This window comes from Ruegeria sp. CE9, from assembly GCF_056537425.1.
Genome location: NZ_JBQFRO010000008.1, coordinates 181613 through 196837 on the forward strand (window position 1 = coordinate 181613; position 15225 = coordinate 196837).

A 15225-nucleotide genomic window follows, 5' to 3' on the forward strand; every position below is an offset into this window, starting at 1 on the left:
AAGCACACAAATGTTTGGCGGTCATGTCAAAAACTATAAGAAGCAGTGGGCACAAAGCTTTGTGCCAATCCATTGTAGACGCAAGGAAGCGTTCAGGATTGTCTCAGGAGCAATTGGCTGAAAGACTACATTGCCAGCAATCCTTAGTGGCCCGAATAGAAAGCGAAGAACGCCGTATAGACGTCGTTGAGCTTATTGTTATTTGCAGGGCTTTAGGCGTCGAGGCCGAAGAAGTTCTAAAAGCTACCGAAGCTGCCACGCAGCACGATCATTACCTTTAAAACTTATCCGCAAAAGACCAAAACAAGTTGGCTCCTTGTCTGGCACGGTGGATACACGTCTATCTCCAGCATTAAATGCAATAATAACGGTATTCAAGAAACTGAAATTGTCTCATTCAAAAAATGGCCCAATTCTAAAGACGCCGCCGTAGTAGTGCCCCGCGATATTTGGGCTGGGCCACCTGGCGACGATGGAGTGGATACCGCCGCCGGAGCCGTATCGAGGCCAAGATGAATTGTATCAAGCTTCTTGGCCGATCCATGATGCAAGATATTTTGATCGACAAGTTGCGGGAACCCAGATCTGCGTCGCCGTTCTCAAACGTTACACCGTTCTTCGTGTACCTGTCAGAGGGCCCGTCGGATAAATCCGCTTGGGAAATGTGAAGTTCGGTCACGCCCCGATTAGTGCAGCAAGGCCAGCCAGAGTTCCAAATCACTTTCGGCTTTTAGCCGTATTTGTACCCAAGGAGCCGCTAAAGGCCCGGAAATGGAAACCGTTCTGTTTTACTACTTATGTATAGCGGATGCCCGGCAGAACCGTCCTTATTCAGTTTTAAGCAGGAGAGAGGTTTTCCAGTTTTCCTAAGGGCGTTAAGCGTTCTATTGACGATATCTGCATACCGCTTGTGTAGTTTTCCATATGCCAATAAAATCTCCTCGGCATTCTCAGCTTCGCTGAGGATTGCTGTTAGATTGTCTGAACTGCATGCAATTTCAGGATCATTTGGTACGTTCTTGGGCTCGGTGGCTCGCCAATCCAGCATGTTGGTTTTCACGTAGCGCGAAAATCCCCACCTTCTGGCAAAACCAAGCTCTCTGTCACAGGTTGGGTCCGAGACATCTGCTGTGGCGACTGACGGATTTTGGCCGACGAACATTATGGTTCGGGGCTCAGCGCCATCTGGTGTCCAGTCGCGGATTAACGTTTGGCGATATCGCCCACAGGAGGAAAATGTCGCGCTTCCTATAACCCCGTCTGGGAGGCGAATTCGCACTTTTCCACCCGGATCGTGCAGCGTATGCGCTTCCTTTGGGAACTTTTTTGCCTGATCTGCCATCTCAACCTCCGGAAAAGAAAACATATGCGACTACACTGTAGTCTTTCTAACAATATGAAAAACAAATAATAAAACACTTTGTAGTGCATAATTTACGGTCTCGGTCGCAGTCGACGGATTCAGCATCACAAACAGCGCCTTGCGCCCACTCTCGCCCCACACACGCGTCAGGCTATAGCGATAGTTCTCGCAGTCCGAATAGACAGCGGTCGAGGGGGCATCGCCCTTTGTGTGAGTTCGGGTGATCATGCAGCCGGGTTTGGCCGGAATTGAGTAAGTTTACAAGGGGCGATGCCGTGATCCTTAACTTGTGCTATACCTGCCGTCATTTGATCGACATTTTCTTGGGGGGCAGGATATGACATTTGAAACATTGGATCCGGCAGATTGGGAACAGACCCGAAAACTGGCGCATGAGATGTTGGATATGGCGTTGGATCATACCCGCGACGTGCGTGATCGGCCGATCTGGCAGGATATGCCAGATGCGATACGAATCGGGTTTGAAGCCCCCGCACCTCAGCAGGGCATGCCGCTGGCTGATGTGATGGGTGATGTTCAATCTCAGGTCATGCAATATCCGATGGGCAATATTCATCCCCGGTTTTGGGGCTGGTATATGGGCGCGAGCAACTTCACAGGCGCGATGGCCGACTTTCTGGCGGCGGTGCAGGGGTCGAACTTAGGGGGCGGAAACCATGCGGCTGCCCTGATCGACCGGCAAGTCGTCGACTGGTTGCGCGAGATGATCGGATTGCCGGACGGAGCCAGTGGAACATTGGTCAGCGGCGGCAGTGTGGCCAACATGATCGGGCTGACGGTGGCCCGTAACGTGAAATCCGGCATCGATATGCGCGAAGAGGGTGTTGCCGCCATGGAAAAGCCGATGCGGTATTACGGATCGGACCAGATGCACAGCTGCCATCAAAAGTCGCTCGAAACGCTGGGTCTCGGCAACAAGGCGCTGCGGCGTGTTCCTACACGGGACGATCTGACCATGGACCTTGAGGCGCTTGCCCGCTTGGTCGCGCAGATGGCTTTGACCCCGCCTGTGTTATTGCCACTGCCGGGACCGTGAACACCGGTGCCATTGATGACCTGTCGGCGATTGCAGATTTCTGCCGAAACAAGGGTCTTTGGTTCCATGTCGATGGCTGTATAGGTGCGTTGATTGCAATCGCCCATGACAACAGTTGGCGCGTGTCCGGAATTGAGCGCGCAGATTCCGTTGCGCTTGACCCACATAAATGGTTGCATGCCCCGTTCGAAGTGGGCTGTGCCCTCGTGCGGAACCATGATGCCCATCACGCGACATTTACCCTGACCCCGGAATATCTGGAGCCGCAGTCCCGTGGTGTCGCGGGCGCGGCCTTCTTGCACGATTACGGTATTCAGACATCACGCGGTTTTCGAGCCCTGAAAGTTTGGATGTCATTGAGAGAACACGGCATTCAGAAATTCGGCAGGCTGATCGATCAGGATATCGAGAAGGCGCACTATCTCACGTCACTGATCGAAGCTGAGAATGACCTAACGCTGATGTTTCCGACCAACATCAACATCGTCTGTTTCCGCTATGATCCGGGTGGGCTAAACTCCGAAATCCTGCGTGCGATAAACTCAGAAATCATGTTGTGCCTGCAGGAAGAAGGCACAGCGGTTTTGTCTGACACCACAGTTCATGGTGCACATTGCCTGCGGGTCGCTGTCAATAATCACCGCACGCGAAAGCAGGACTTAGAGCTACTGGTTTCCGAGATACTTCGGCTGGGTCAAAAATTGCGGGCTGCTGCCTGAGTTGACATCAGGTGGCGACGAACACCCGGCTTGGGTGCAATTCGCCCGACTTGTAAATTCCCACGGCCACGGCCTTGCCGTCCAGCGAGGCCCAGGCCTCGTCGCCGTATTCCACGTCGGACACCAGCACCATGCCCGGATTTCCGTTACGAAGGCGGGTTGCTCCTTCGGGGGTGCACTTTAATTCTGGCAGGTCAGACAGGCCGGTTTCCAGCGGATGCAGATGGTCGTCCAACGCAGTGGTTTTCGCCATCTCGTCGATCTGTTCGATGCTCAGCCCGTCTTCGGCTTCGAACGGGCCAGACCAGATGCGGCGGAGTTCTTTGACGTGACCGTGGCAGCCTAGCGCCTCACCCAGATCGCGCGCGATGGAGCGGACATAGCCGCCTTTGCCGCAGGTCATTTCCAGCACGACATGGTCATCGTCGGGGCGATCGACAAGGATCAGTTCCTCAACCCACAAAGGCCGGGCAGACAGTTCAACCTCCTCGCCATCGCGGGCTAATTTATACGCGCGCTGGCCGTCGATTTTGACGGCGGAAAACTTGGGTGGGACCTGCATGATCTCACCCAGAAACGGACCCAACGCCTGTTTGATATCGTCATCTGAAGGGCGCGCATGGCTTTCTGCGATCACCTCGCCCTCGGCATCGTCGGTATTGGTCGCCTGACCCAGACGCACGGTGAAGGTGTAGGCCTTCAGCGCGTCGGTGATATAGGGAACGGTCTTGGTCGCCTCACCCAGCGCAACCGCCAGAACGCCAGTCGCTTCGGGGTCCAGCGTGCCCGCATGGCCCGCTTTCTTGGCGTCCATCGCCCAACGCACTTTGTTGACCACGGCAGTCGAGGTCATGCCCGCGGGCTTGTCCACTACCAGCCAGCCTGAAATGTCGCGGCCCTTGCGTTTGCGTCCCATTTTACATCCTGAATCTTATCGAGGCGCGCGAGTTAGCGGATCGCTTCGACGCTGTCAATTTGCCGGTACGTCCTCAACAACGCCCACGATGGGACCCAGCGAAAACCCGATATCCGACCGATTGCTGGCGCGTTCGTACATTCGCGAGATGTTGCCATCGAGAAATAGCGCATTTGGCGTCTCAAGCACATCGCGGAACAGCCTGCCGAATTCGTGGAATGTCACAAAGTCTTCGGAAATTGCAAATACCGCCCGCATGCCATCGGTGCTGGTACCGACACCGTTGCGGATATAGCGCGAGGTTGAATCGGGCAGAAAGCGCGGATGTAATTCGCCGTCGATCACCAACATGGGGCCGGATTGCGTGGCAAAGCGGCACTGGGGTGCCTGCTCGACGAACTCCAAAGTCTCAAACACATCTGCACGGGTTTCACGAATACAGAACACGCCATTGGGTAGCAGGCCGAAGTTGCCCGGCCCAGCATTCGGAATCACGCGCATCTGTTCCTGCCCGTCTTCGACATAATGGCCAACGGGCGCGCGGTTGTCATGGTACATCCCCGCGTTCATCGCAAAAGCAAGCCGCTTGCCCTGCGGCTCCAGCGCCTCGTTCACCGACGAAAAATGGCCCAGCAGATCGCCATTTTCGTCGTTCAGAAACAGGCGCAAATCTTCCGAGGCATCCACCTCGCAAACGGTATAGCGCTTATCCTCATGGGTCAGCTTCTCGCATGTGACTGCAGAGGCTTGTGCAGCCCACAGGACCGCACCCAGCGTCACGAACGTGCGGATCACTCGTCCAGATCGCGGCGCACCGCGTCCTGATTGAACATGCGACGGGTATCGTCCAGACGGTCGAACGTATCGTCCAGCCGGAACCGCAGATCGGGCGAGAATTTCAGGTTCAGCTTCTTGCCGATCACACGCCGCAGCTCACCCTTATTGCGGGCCAGCAGGTCGATCACGTCCTCCTGCCCTTTGCCGCCCAAAGGCAGCACATAGGCGGTGGCGATCTTCAGATCGGGCGAGGTGCGCACCTCACCCACGGTGATCGACATGCGGTTCAGGTCGGGGTCGTGGACATCTCCGCGCGCCAGAACTTCTGACAGGGTGCGACGGATCAGTTCGCCGACACGCAGCTGTCGTTGGGACGGGCCGGGGCCATCGTGGAATTTGTTCTTTGCCATAAACCTCGATCTAAGCGCAAAGCGGGGCTTTGCCAAGCGGGTGCGAACGGGGTAGGAGGCTTTGAGCCGACTGCAACAAGGGAACAAAGCAATGACCCATATTCCGGGGATCGTCATCACAGGGGCTTCGGGCCGTATGGGGCAGATGCTGATCAAGACCGTAACGGACAGCGATCAGGCGCGTCTGGTTGGGGTCGTTGAGCGCGCAGGACATGATTGGATCGGTCAGGATGTCGGCGAGGCAATGGGCGGGCAGGCACTGGGTGTGACCGTGACCGACGACCCGCTTGAAGCGTTTGCGCACGCGCAGGCGGTGATCGATTTCACCGCGCCCGAAGCGACGCTGGAGTTTGCTGCACTTGCCGCGCAGGCGCGCTGCGTTCATGTGATCGGCACCACAGGCATGAGCGATGAACAGATCGCCGCGCTGGAGCCCGCCTCACGTCATGCGGTGATTGTCCGGGCGGGTAACATGAGCCTTGGCGTGAATCTGCTGGTGCAGTTGACCAAGAAGGTTGCTGCGGCGCTGGACGAGGATTTCGATATCGAAGTGATCGAAGGCCACCACCACCACAAGGTCGATGCCCCATCGGGCACGGCGCTGATGCTGGGCGAGGCCGCCGCCGAGGGGCGCGGTGTCAAGCTGGCAGACGTAGCTGACCGGGGTCGCGATGGCATCACTGGCGCACGTAAACGCGGTGACATTGGTTTCCACGCCATTCGCGGTGGAGATATCGTGGGCGAACACGACGTTCTGTTCGCCGCGCCCGGTGAGCGTATCGTGTTGCGCCATCTGGCAACCGATCGCGCGATCTTTGCGCGTGGGGCTCTGAAAGCAGCACTTTGGGGGCAGGGCAAAGCACCCGGTCAGTATGATATGGTGGATGTTCTGGGGCTTTAGAGTTCAGCGGAATGCAGCCAAACCAGGGGCCTCTGCGCCGTCCTGATTGACCTTCGCAAACAGAGCGTCCAGCCGTTCATCCCATGTCGGGAACTGACCTGTCAGCGCATAGGTCAGCCGTTCGGCACCGATTGAAATCCCCAAGGGTGCCGCTTCGCCGCCAATGATGATCTCTCCGACCTCAGTCCAATTGGCGGATGGGGGATAGGCGGTAGGTGCTGGGGCGTCCTCATCGCCGATGCGATAATAGACACCCATCGTCACCAGATAATCCTCGCCAAACGGGTCGGGAAAGAAAAAGCCCGAGGCGTCGCGCGCGGCCAGCGCCTCAGCCTCGTCGCGCAGCAAGACCTTTTCCGCAAAGGGCAGGTCCATCGCATCCAGCACCGGGCGCATCTCATCTGCCTGTGGGACGCTGACAAAGGCGATGCGTCTGGGGTCGAGGCCAAATGCCTCGGTCAGAAGGCGCAGCATCAGCTGGGTTGTGTCCTGACCACTAACCGCTCCGCCCGGATGGCAACCGACCTCGTGAAACAAGGGCAGAACATCAGGGCGGGCTTTTTCCGCGACATCACCGACGCGGGCCAGAGGTTGCACGATAAACGCATTTGTCGGCAGCACAGACTGGTCGAAATCGTGCCGCAAGCCACCGTTGTAGTCGGCATTGCCAGTGACGATCGGCAGGGGCTGGCTTTCGGCAAAGCCCAGGTCCGTGAAGGCCGCGCGCAGCTGTGTTAGTGTGGTGTCGAACGCGGTTTCAAACCCTGAGTTCTGTGCCGAAACCAATCGAGGCATCAGCGTTCCCGCCGCGGCGGCGGACCCGAGTTGAACGGCTTTGCGTCGGCTTAGTCTCATCAGAACCCTCCCGATTGCGATTGATACTCTCGGAAACAGTATCTCAGAACTTTGCGCGAAGGGTTAAGAAATTCTGAATCTTGCCGCGCGTGGCCGTTCACCCAGAGACAAGGTGTCTGTCGACCATCCGCTGCACCATCGGGGCAAAGTGAGAGAAATCGGGTGTCTCCATATCGGAGCGCTTTCCTGCCTCGTCCAGATACCTGACCTGAATGATCTCCTTCAGATTGGGATTGGCTTCGAACGCGGCGACCTCATCGGTAGTCATCGGACCGCCTTGCAATTCAAGTGTATGGACGGAAGCGGCGGATAGACGATTGAAATAGTCCGGCTTGGTTGCGCAAAGATAGCGTTTTGCCGCCACATGATAGCGGCAGCAATCGGTGATGACCGACGGGAAAAATTGCTCCAGCACCTCGGCACCCGCATCCTCGTGATGGCGGTCTTCGGTGTCATCCGGATGATAGGTGCCGAATTCCGAGGTGAAGTGACCAATGTCATGCAACAGCGCGCCGACGATGATTTCTTCGGGCATCCCGTTCTGCTCGGCGATTGTCGCGCCTTGCAGCATGTGTTGGGCCATCGTGACGGGTTCCCCCAGATACTCCTCGTCCCCTCGACGGTCAAAGATATCACCGATGAAAGCCACGATATTGTCCCGGTTTAGGGTCGTGAAATCGGGTTTCATTCCGCGGCCTCCGGCTGTGTCATCTGCATCGCCGCCAAGGTGGACAGAAGACCATCCTTGTCGGCATAACACCCCTGCAACCAGCGCGAGCCTGCGCCGGAATAGCCAAGCCGGGCATGCAAGACGCGGGTGTTATCGACGATAAAGCTCTCGCCCGGTTCCAGCTTGAACGACACACCCATTGCAGGATTGTCGATGATTTCGCCCAGCTGACGATAGGCGGCGTAATAGGCCTCCATCTTGTCGAACGGCACATCCACGAACGGGGCGGATGAGCGGTTGTTGAAGCGGACGCCGATCAATTCACCATCCGGAGACAGCTCGATCATGGGCCGACGCGATTGGAGGCAGACGCCGTCCGAGCCCTTGAACTCGAACCGCGCCGGATAGCCTGCCAGCAACGCGAAGCCCTCGGGGTTCTGATCGCGCAGACGTTCTGCAGCGCGGAAACCGTCGACGACGATGGAATCCCCACCTTCGGCGGAATTCTCAAGGCAATATAGGATCTGCAACGTCGGCACCGGGTCGCGGTAGGGGTTGTCGGTGTGGGCCTGCAGACCCAGACCGGTATAGGCGAGGTTGGTTGGGTTCACTTCGGTCCGGACTTCGAAATAGGGGCCATAATTGGTCTCGCGCACATAGCCGAACAAATCCGCCACTTTCAGCAGCGATTCAGGCTCGGTGGGGCCGCCCGTCAGTTTGGCAAAGCCGTATTCGGCCACTGCAGCGAGCCAGTCGCGCTTGGCCGCAGGATTGGCATGCACGTCGCTCCAGTCGCCGCTGGGCGCAACGATGCCGCGTTCCCAGGTTGTGATGCCCGCTGCGACGCGACCAAGTTTTTGATCGTGGTTCCGGTCATAGATGTGTTCGGCCAACCAGTTGGCGGGAAAGGTCACGGATTTTCCTTCTGGCTGGAAGGTAATGCGCAGATCACCGCCCTCGACCTCTGCTGCGCTAATCGACACATCGGCAGGGATATCGCCAATTGTGATCAGCCGCTGGCCGTTGCCGGGCGCGCGGGTCTCGGGGTCCAGTGCGTTGTCGCGCAGCCAGATGGCATGAAAGCGGGCTTGGGTGCCGTTGGCAAATTCGACGGTGACGATCGACGGGTCATAGGTGGCAGAGCGCAGCATGGGGAAACTCCTGTTCAGCGCGGGCTTTGCTTGAGCAGATACGGGCTTTGTGGCATTACCACAATTAATCCTTATTTCTGCTGAGGCTTGGAAAATCTTATGGCTAAGAAAAAGGTCGGCCTACCACCACTGGATTGGCTGCGCGTGTTCGAGGCGGCCGGCCGGCTAGGTGGGTTTTCGGCCGCAGCGCGTGAGTTTGGGCTGACACAGGCGGCCGTCAGCCAGCGGATCGGGAACCTTGAGGCGTGGCTGGGCCGGTCGCTCTTTGTGCGCGAGGCACGAGGCGTGTCACTGACGATCGAGGGTGAAAGCTATCTGCCTTTGGTGCAGGACAGCCTGCAGGCGTTGGAGCGCAATACCGAGGATCTGTTTGGTAAGTCCCCGCGTGAGCTTCGCGTTGCCGGGCTTTCGTCACATATCCATGCGCTGGTTCTGCCCGCTTTGCCTGCGTTTCTAAAGATGCAACCCAAGGTGCGCATCATGACCGATTCCATGACGCGCCGCGCCTCGCTTGAGGAAGAACGCACATGGCTGCAAATCCGCTATGGCCGCGGTGTCTGGCCAGGCCGAAAAGCCAAACTCATCGCGTCTGAGGTGCTGGCACCGATAGCAGCCCCGGGCGTTGAATGGGGCGCGCCGCTGATCGATCTGCGAGGTGAGCGCCCGGGCTGGCAAGATTGGGCACAGATTGCGGGGATCAATGAGTTGCCAGTAGGCCGTATCAGTTTCGATTCTGTCGGTCACGCCATCACAGCAGCGCAGCAGGGGATGGGGATCGCGTTAGGGTCGCTCCCGCTGGCTGCGGGCAGCTTGGAGGCTGGCCAGCTGCGCAGACTGGATCTGCCCGAACTTGCAACAAAGGATGGCTACTGGCTGACATGGCCAGAGGAGCGAGTGCGTTCAAAACGACAGCGCGCTTTGGTCGATGATTTCCTGCAAGCGCTGCGCGGCTGATCAGAAATCGATGGCGATGCCTTTTTTCTCCCAATCGCCATAGCGGGCGGGATCGGGGCCGTCACGCCCGCCCAATTCTTTGGGGCGCGCTTCTGCCTCAGCCCCGGCCTTCTTTCGGCGTTCTTCGGCTTCGGCGAGGGCGCGCTGGGCGGCGGGGGGAAGGTCTTTGCGCTCGTCACTCATGACATCGGGTTCCTTTCCGTGCAGGGCCTTGATATACGCCCTCGTCCGCCCAAAGCAATGCGGGCAAAGGTCACGAAGGGCACTCAGCATCATGTCAAATTCCGCAACCGCCGCGCGCCGCAGCGCCATTTATCTGTTGGATCAGATATTGGGTGAAGGGCGGTTGTTGCCCGAATGTCTTGCGGGGGGCGCTTTGGATCGCTTGGCCCCCGAGGATCGCGCGCGTGCGCAACGGCTGACGATTGAGACCCTGCGCGGGCTGGAACGTGCGGACCGGCTGCTTGCCGATCACCTGCGGCAGACGCCTTCGCTGACCGTGCATAACGCGCTAAGGCTGGGCACGGTTGAGCTGTGTCAGGGCGAAGCTGCGCACGGTGTGGTCAATTCGATGGTCGAGATTGTGGGCCGTTCGCGCAAGCATGGTCGTCTCAAGGGGCTGGTGAATGCGGTCCTGCGCAAGATTGCCGCTGACGGGCCGGACGCTTGGCCTAAAATGCGTGTGCCCCGCCTGCCCGAATGGCTGCGCGACCCGCTGATCATGGCGTGGGGCGATGACGCGGTGAAGGGCATGGAGCAGGCCCATTTCAGTGGCGCACCGCTGGACGTGACGCTGAAACCGGGCGCTGAAGCGCCGGGTGGAGAAGCCCTGCCCACTGGCTCGATTCGGCTGCAGGATGCGGGGCAGGTGTCGGCGCTACCGGGGTATACGGACGGAAACTGGTGGGTTCAGGATGCGGCGGCGGCCTTGCCTGTGCGGGTGCTGGCCCCGAAACCCGGGGAAAAGGTGCTGGACCTTTGCGCCGCGCCCGGGGGCAAGACATTGCAATTGGCTGCGGCAGGGGCAGAGGTCACGGCGCTGGATGTCTCTGAGGCGCGGTTGGAGCGGGTGCGGGAAAACCTGAAACGGACAGGTCTTAAGGCAGAGGTCATCGTCGGCGACGCATTGGACCATCAAGGCCAATATGACGCGATCCTGCTGGATGCGCCCTGTTCGGCAACGGGCACGATTCGCCGCCATCCGGATTTACCTTTCGCCAAGGACGGCTCGGAATTCGGCGGGTTGATGGAGCTGCAGGCGCGCATGTTGGCCCATGCATGGTCTTTGCTGAAACCTGGTGGGCGTCTGGTCTATTGCACTTGCTCACTGTTGCCGGACGAGGGTGAAGTGCAGATCGAAGAGGCGCTGGATCAGATCCCGGATATGCAGGTGGACCGTGCTGCGCTTGACATAGCGGGCGTCGAGCCAAGTTGGATCACGGAAGAGGGCGGCTTGCGCCTGCGGCCCGATTACTGGCCGGATCGGGACGGTATGGACGGATTCTATATCGCTTGTCTGAACAAATCCGCCTGACGCGACGCTTTTCGATGACTTGACGCGCGGACCGGTCTATCGTGTGCTCAAGCGCCCGCAGAGCGCAAGGGGCAGAGTCGCAAGCGTCATGTCAAACTCGGACACAATGGCCAATCGCTGGACGCGGTTTCAGAACCGTCTTTATGCGCGCCTGAGCCAACGGCGAAAGGCGGTCTCAGGATTCGTCGGTCAGCCCGAACCCCGTACGGTCGGGTCTTTTGCCCGTGGGCGGCAACTGGTGGCGGGAAACCTGCTGTTCGCAGGGTATCTGGTCGAGGCGGATGATACCGACCTCTGGGATGTGGTCGCGCCAAGTCTGGATTTCGATGATGAGCGCCATGGTTTTGTCTGGCTGGACGATTTGGCGGCCGTGGGTGATATGCGAGCACGGGAAAAAGCGCAGCGCTGGGTCTGGGGTTGGATCGATGCCCATGGGCGCGGCAAAGGCCTGGGTTGGGTGCCGGACCTGACCGGACGTCGGATCATACGCTGGATCAATCACGCGGCATTCCTGTTGCGCGGCGTCGATGAGGCACAAAGCCGGGCGTTCTTTCGATCACTGTCGCAGCAGACCTGGTTTTTGTCCAAACGCTGGACAGCGGCAACCCCGGGATTGCCGAGGTTCGAAGCATTGGCGGGGCTGGTACAGGCCGGTCTGGCCCTGGAAGGGCTGGAACAGATGGCGGACCCCGCCTTGCGTGCGTTGGCGCGCGAGTGCGAGCGCCAGATTGATGCCGAAGGGGGCATTCCCACGCGCAACCCCGAGGAATTGCTTGAGGTGTTTACGATGCTGTCCTGGACCTCGGCCGCGCTGAGTGAAGTGGGCCGGGGTACGCCTGCGTCGCAGACCGAGGCGATCAAGCGCATCGCACCGACCCTGCGTAATCTACGCCATGCGGATGGGGCGCTTGCCCGGTTTCACGGCGGTGGGCGCGGCTTGGAAGGGCGATTGGATCAGGCCTTGGCACAAAGCGGAGTCAAACCGCAGCAGCATTCGGACCTGTCGATGGGGTATGCGCGTCTGGCGGCCTCACGCACCACGGTTCTGGTAGATGCCAGTGCGCCGCCGAAAGGTGCTGCGTCCTACAATGCGCATGCCTCGTCGCTTGCCTTTGAACTGACCTCGGGCCGTCGACCGCTGATTGTGAATTGCGGCTCGGGCGGCAGTTTCGGGCAAGACTGGCGGCGAGCAGGGCGGGCGACCCCGTCGCATTCGACCCTGTGCGTCGACGGCTATTCCAGTGCTCGACTTGCCGAAACGGCCAAGGGGTCATCGCAAGAAGCGCTGGTTGATGGTCCTCATCACGTGCCGGTGGATTTCGAAGATGCGTTTGAAGGCACCCGGTTCATGGTCGGTCATGATGGCTATGCCAAAGTGTTCGGCCTGACCCATGCCCGCACGCTGGAGCTGCGATTTGATGGGCGTGAGTTGATCGGCGAGGATATTCTGCTGACCGCAACCGACAAGGCCAAGCGGCAATTTGATCGAGCCATGGACGGGGCGGGCCTGAAAGGGATCGCCTTTGACATCCGGTTTCACCTGCATCCTGACGTTGATGCGGCATTGGATTTGGGCGGCGCGGCGGTGTCGATGGCGCTCAAAAGCGGTGAGATATGGGTTTTCCGCCATGATGGCGTTGGAAAGTTGTCAGTTGAACCAAGCGTTTATCTGGAAAAAGGCCGATTAAAGCCACGCGCGACAAAACAGATCGTTCTATCTGGCCGCGCAATGGAGTATGCGACGCGCACCCGGTGGACGCTCAGCAAGGCTCAGGATACAGCCTATGCCGTGCGGGATACGCACCGGGACGAGCCCGTTTTCGACTGACGCCAAAAGGATCTTTGGACCCATGACCGACCTTCACCCCGTGCGCCGCGCGTTGCTTTCTGTTTCCGACAAGACCGGGCTGATCGAGCTGGGCAAGGCACTGTCAGACCGCGGGGTTGAACTGCTTTCAACCGGTGGCACCGCAAAGGCGCTGCGCGATGCTGGACTGGATGTGAAGGATGTGAGCGAGGTCACCGGCTTTCCCGAAATGATGGATGGCCGGGTCAAGACGCTGCATCCGATGGTGCATGGCGGGTTGCTGGCCCTGCGAGACAATGACACACACGTGGCCGCAATGACCGAACATGGCATCGGCGCAATCGACCTGCTGGTTGTGAACCTCTACCCGTTCGAGGCGACCGTGGCGAAAGGCGCTGGCTATGAAGAGTGCGTCGAGAATATCGATATCGGCGGACCTGCGATGATCCGTGCAGCCTCAAAAAACCATGCTTTCGTGAATGTGGTTGTGGATGTTCAGGACTATGACGCCCTGCTGGCCGAATTGGCGGCAAACGACGGTAAGACCTCTTATGCCTTCCGCCAGAAACTGGCACAGACGGCTTATGCCCGGACCGCCGCTTACGACACAGCTGTGTCTAACTGGATGGCAGATGCTCTGGCCGCTGAGGCTCCGCGCCGTCGCGCTTTTGCGGGTGAGCTGAAACAGACCCTCCGCTATGGCGAGAACAGCCATCAGCAGGCGGCATTTTATACGGATGGAACGAACCGTCCTGGCGTTGCGACCGCTGTGCAACATCAGGGCAAGGAACTGAGCTATAACAATATCAACGACACCGACGCGGCGTTTGAGCTGGTCGCAGAGTTCGATCCATCCGAAGGTGCGGCCTGCGCGATCATCAAGCACGCCAACCCGTGTGGTGTCGCCAAAGGCGCGACTTTGCTTGAGGCTTACAAAGCCGCATTCGACTGCGACCGTACGTCTGCCTTTGGCGGGATCGTCGCCTTAAACCAGCCGTTGGATGCGGAAACCGCGCAGGAAATCACCGGCATCTTCACTGAGGTCGTGATCGCTCCGGGTGCATCGGATGAGGCCAAGGCGATCTTTGCTGCCAAGAAAAACCTGCGCTTGTTGACCACCGAAGCTCTGCCCGATGTGACCGCGGGTGGGAAAACCGTGCGTCAGGTCGCCGGTGGCCTGCTGGTGCAGGATAAAGATAACGGGTTTGTTGGGATGAATGACCTCAAGGTCGTCACCAAGAAGGCCCCGACTGATGAACAGATGCGCGACCTGCTGTTTGCGTGGAAAGTGGCGAAGCACGTGAAATCCAACGCCATTGTCTATGTTAAAGACGGCGCAACCGTTGGTGTTGGCGCGGGGCAGATGAGCCGCGTCGACTCGGCGCTGATTGCGGCCAAGAAAGCCGAACGTATGGCTGATGTGCTGGGGCTTCCGCAGCCACTGACCATCGGCTCGGCTGTGGCGTCGGATGCATTTTTCCCCTTCCCCGACGGTTTGATGGAAGCCGCTGAAGCAGGCGCAACCTGCGTTATCCAGCCCGGCGGGTCGATGCGCGATGATGAGGTGATCGCAGCGGCGGATGAGGCTGGGCTGGCGATGGTCTTCACCGGCATGCGCCACTTCCGTCACTGATGCGCAGCCCGCTTCTTCTCTGGGCCGGTCTGGCGGCGTTTCTGATCGACCAGATCAGCAAGTATCTGGTCGTTCACGTGCTGCGTGTTGCGCAAGGCAATATCGACGTGTTGCCGCCGCTGCTGGTGTTCAAATACGGCGAGAATCGCGGCATCAACTTTGGTCTGTTTCAGGGTGACAGTGACACAGCACGCTGGGTGCTGATCGGCATTTCGCTGGCGATTTGTCTGGGTGTTCTGATTTGGCTGACGCGCATCGCCCCTACAAAGTTCCAGCTGTTCTGCGGCGGTTTGCTGATTGGCGGGGCGCTTGGAAATGTCGTGGATCGTGTGCTTTATGGATATGTTCTCGATTTTTTGAACATGTCATGCTGCGGCATCAACAACCCGTTTGTGTTCAATCTGGCCGATGTTTTCATATTCGCAGGCGCGTTGGGGCTGGTTTTGTTCGATGGCAAAAAGCCCTCGTGACCTACCGG

15 protein-coding genes and 3 pseudogenes are annotated in these 15225 nt (G+C 58.7%); 9 read left to right on the forward strand and 9 right to left on the reverse strand.

The annotated features are described in order from the left end of the window. The first annotated feature begins 23 nt into the window (after positions 1-23). Both ACR0B3_RS16070 and ACR0B3_RS16075 read left to right on the forward strand, forming a co-directional pair. The gene (locus ACR0B3_RS16070; protein WP_480672873.1) at positions 24-281 is read left to right on the forward strand and encodes a helix-turn-helix domain-containing protein; all 258 of its coding nucleotides are present in this window, start codon (positions 24-26) and stop codon (positions 279-281) included. Positions 282-437: 156 nt separating this feature from the next. Continuing rightward, positions 438-649 (forward strand): annotated as a pseudogene (locus ACR0B3_RS16075) (IS5/IS1182 family transposase); the annotation flags it as partial. Positions 650-757: 108 nt separating this feature from the next. Here the strand turns inward: ACR0B3_RS16075 and ACR0B3_RS16080 are convergent. Then, entirely contained in the window at positions 758-1342 is a 585-nt protein-coding gene (locus ACR0B3_RS16080; protein ID WP_480672871.1) for a DUF1643 domain-containing protein, read from the reverse strand. A 90-nt stretch (positions 1343-1432) separates the two neighbouring features. Then, positions 1433-1591: pseudogene (locus tag ACR0B3_RS16085) on the reverse strand (DUF1643 domain-containing protein); the annotation flags it as partial. 298 nt (positions 1592-1889) lie between these two features. Between ACR0B3_RS16085 and ACR0B3_RS16090 the strand changes: the two are divergent. Further along, a pseudogene (locus tag ACR0B3_RS16090) lies at positions 1890-3139 on the forward strand (pyridoxal phosphate-dependent decarboxylase family protein). A gap of 7 nt (positions 3140-3146) precedes the next feature. Here ACR0B3_RS16090 and truB read toward each other — a convergent pair. From truB to rbfA, 3 genes are read right to left on the reverse strand one after another with little or no spacing between them, the layout of a single operon-like run. Then, positions 3147-4055: a tRNA pseudouridine(55) synthase TruB gene (gene truB, locus ACR0B3_RS16095; protein ID WP_480809958.1), complete on the reverse strand. Its 909-nt coding sequence runs from the start codon at positions 4053-4055 to the stop codon at positions 3147-3149. A gap of 54 nt (positions 4056-4109) precedes the next feature. Further along, entirely contained in the window at positions 4110-4850 is a 741-nt protein-coding gene (locus ACR0B3_RS16100; RefSeq protein WP_480809959.1) for a phosphodiester glycosidase family protein, read from the reverse strand. Beyond that, positions 4847-5242, reverse strand: coding sequence for a 30S ribosome-binding factor RbfA (gene rbfA, locus ACR0B3_RS16105; RefSeq protein WP_170394676.1), 396 nt, complete (start codon positions 5240-5242; stop codon positions 4847-4849). Before rbfA ends, ACR0B3_RS16100 begins: the two co-directional genes overlap by 4 nt. 91 nt (positions 5243-5333) lie before the next feature. On the opposite strand from rbfA, the gene dapB reads away from it, so the two are divergent. After that, entirely contained in the window at positions 5334-6143 is an 810-nt protein-coding gene (dapB, locus tag ACR0B3_RS16110) for a 4-hydroxy-tetrahydrodipicolinate reductase (RefSeq protein ID WP_480809960.1), read from the forward strand. A gap of 3 nt (positions 6144-6146) precedes the next feature. On the opposite strand, the gene ACR0B3_RS16115 is transcribed toward dapB, so the two are convergent. The 3 genes from ACR0B3_RS16115 to tmpA all read right to left on the reverse strand — a co-directional run bounded on the left by ACR0B3_RS16115 (position 6147) and on the right by tmpA (position 8819). Continuing rightward, positions 6147-6998 (reverse strand): hypothetical protein, encoded by an 852-nt coding sequence (locus ACR0B3_RS16115; RefSeq protein ID WP_480809961.1) that lies wholly within the window; start codon positions 6996-6998, stop codon positions 6147-6149. Positions 6999-7095: 97 nt separating this feature from the next. After that, complete coding sequence (gene tmpB, locus ACR0B3_RS16120) at positions 7096-7686, reverse strand: (R)-1-hydroxy-2-trimethylaminoethylphosphonate oxygenase (RefSeq protein ID WP_480809962.1); 591 nt, start codon at positions 7684-7686, stop codon at positions 7096-7098. Continuing rightward, a complete protein-coding gene (gene tmpA / locus ACR0B3_RS16125) occupies positions 7683-8819 on the reverse strand; it encodes a 2-trimethylaminoethylphosphonate dioxygenase (protein ID WP_480809963.1) in 1137 nt (378 codons plus the stop codon). The genes tmpB and tmpA overlap by 4 nt, the downstream gene beginning before the upstream one ends. Before the next feature lie 99 nt (positions 8820-8918). Between tmpA and ACR0B3_RS16130 the strand changes: the two genes are divergently transcribed. Beyond that, positions 8919-9773, forward strand: coding sequence for a LysR family transcriptional regulator (locus ACR0B3_RS16130; protein WP_480809964.1), 855 nt, complete (start codon positions 8919-8921; stop codon positions 9771-9773). Here ACR0B3_RS16130 and ACR0B3_RS16135 read toward each other — a convergent pair whose 3' ends face one another. After that, positions 9774-9956, reverse strand: a complete 183-nt coding sequence (locus tag ACR0B3_RS16135; RefSeq protein WP_480809993.1) for a DUF1674 domain-containing protein — start codon at positions 9954-9956, stop codon at positions 9774-9776. A gap of 91 nt (positions 9957-10047) precedes the next feature. Between ACR0B3_RS16135 and ACR0B3_RS16140 the strand changes: the two genes are divergently transcribed. The 4 genes from ACR0B3_RS16140 (at position 10048) to lspA (ending at position 15217) form a co-directional block, all read left to right on the forward strand. Beyond that, positions 10048-11307, forward strand: coding sequence for an RsmB/NOP family class I SAM-dependent RNA methyltransferase (locus tag ACR0B3_RS16140; protein WP_480809965.1), 1260 nt, complete (start codon positions 10048-10050; stop codon positions 11305-11307). A gap of 88 nt (positions 11308-11395) precedes the next feature. Next, positions 11396-13135 carry a heparinase II/III family protein gene (locus tag ACR0B3_RS16145; RefSeq protein ID WP_480809966.1) on the forward strand — a complete coding sequence of 580 codons (1740 nt, stop codon included), beginning with the start codon at positions 11396-11398 and terminating at the stop codon, positions 13133-13135. Positions 13136-13157: 22 nt separating this feature from the next. Then, positions 13158-14747, forward strand: coding sequence for a bifunctional phosphoribosylaminoimidazolecarboxamide formyltransferase/IMP cyclohydrolase (purH, locus tag ACR0B3_RS16150; protein ID WP_480809967.1), 1590 nt, complete (start codon positions 13158-13160; stop codon positions 14745-14747). After that, the gene (lspA, locus tag ACR0B3_RS16155) at positions 14747-15217 is read left to right on the forward strand and encodes a signal peptidase II (protein WP_480809968.1); all 471 of its coding nucleotides are present in this window, start codon (positions 14747-14749) and stop codon (positions 15215-15217) included. The genes purH and lspA overlap by 1 nt, the downstream gene beginning before the upstream one ends. Positions 15218-15225: the final 8 nt, after the last annotated feature.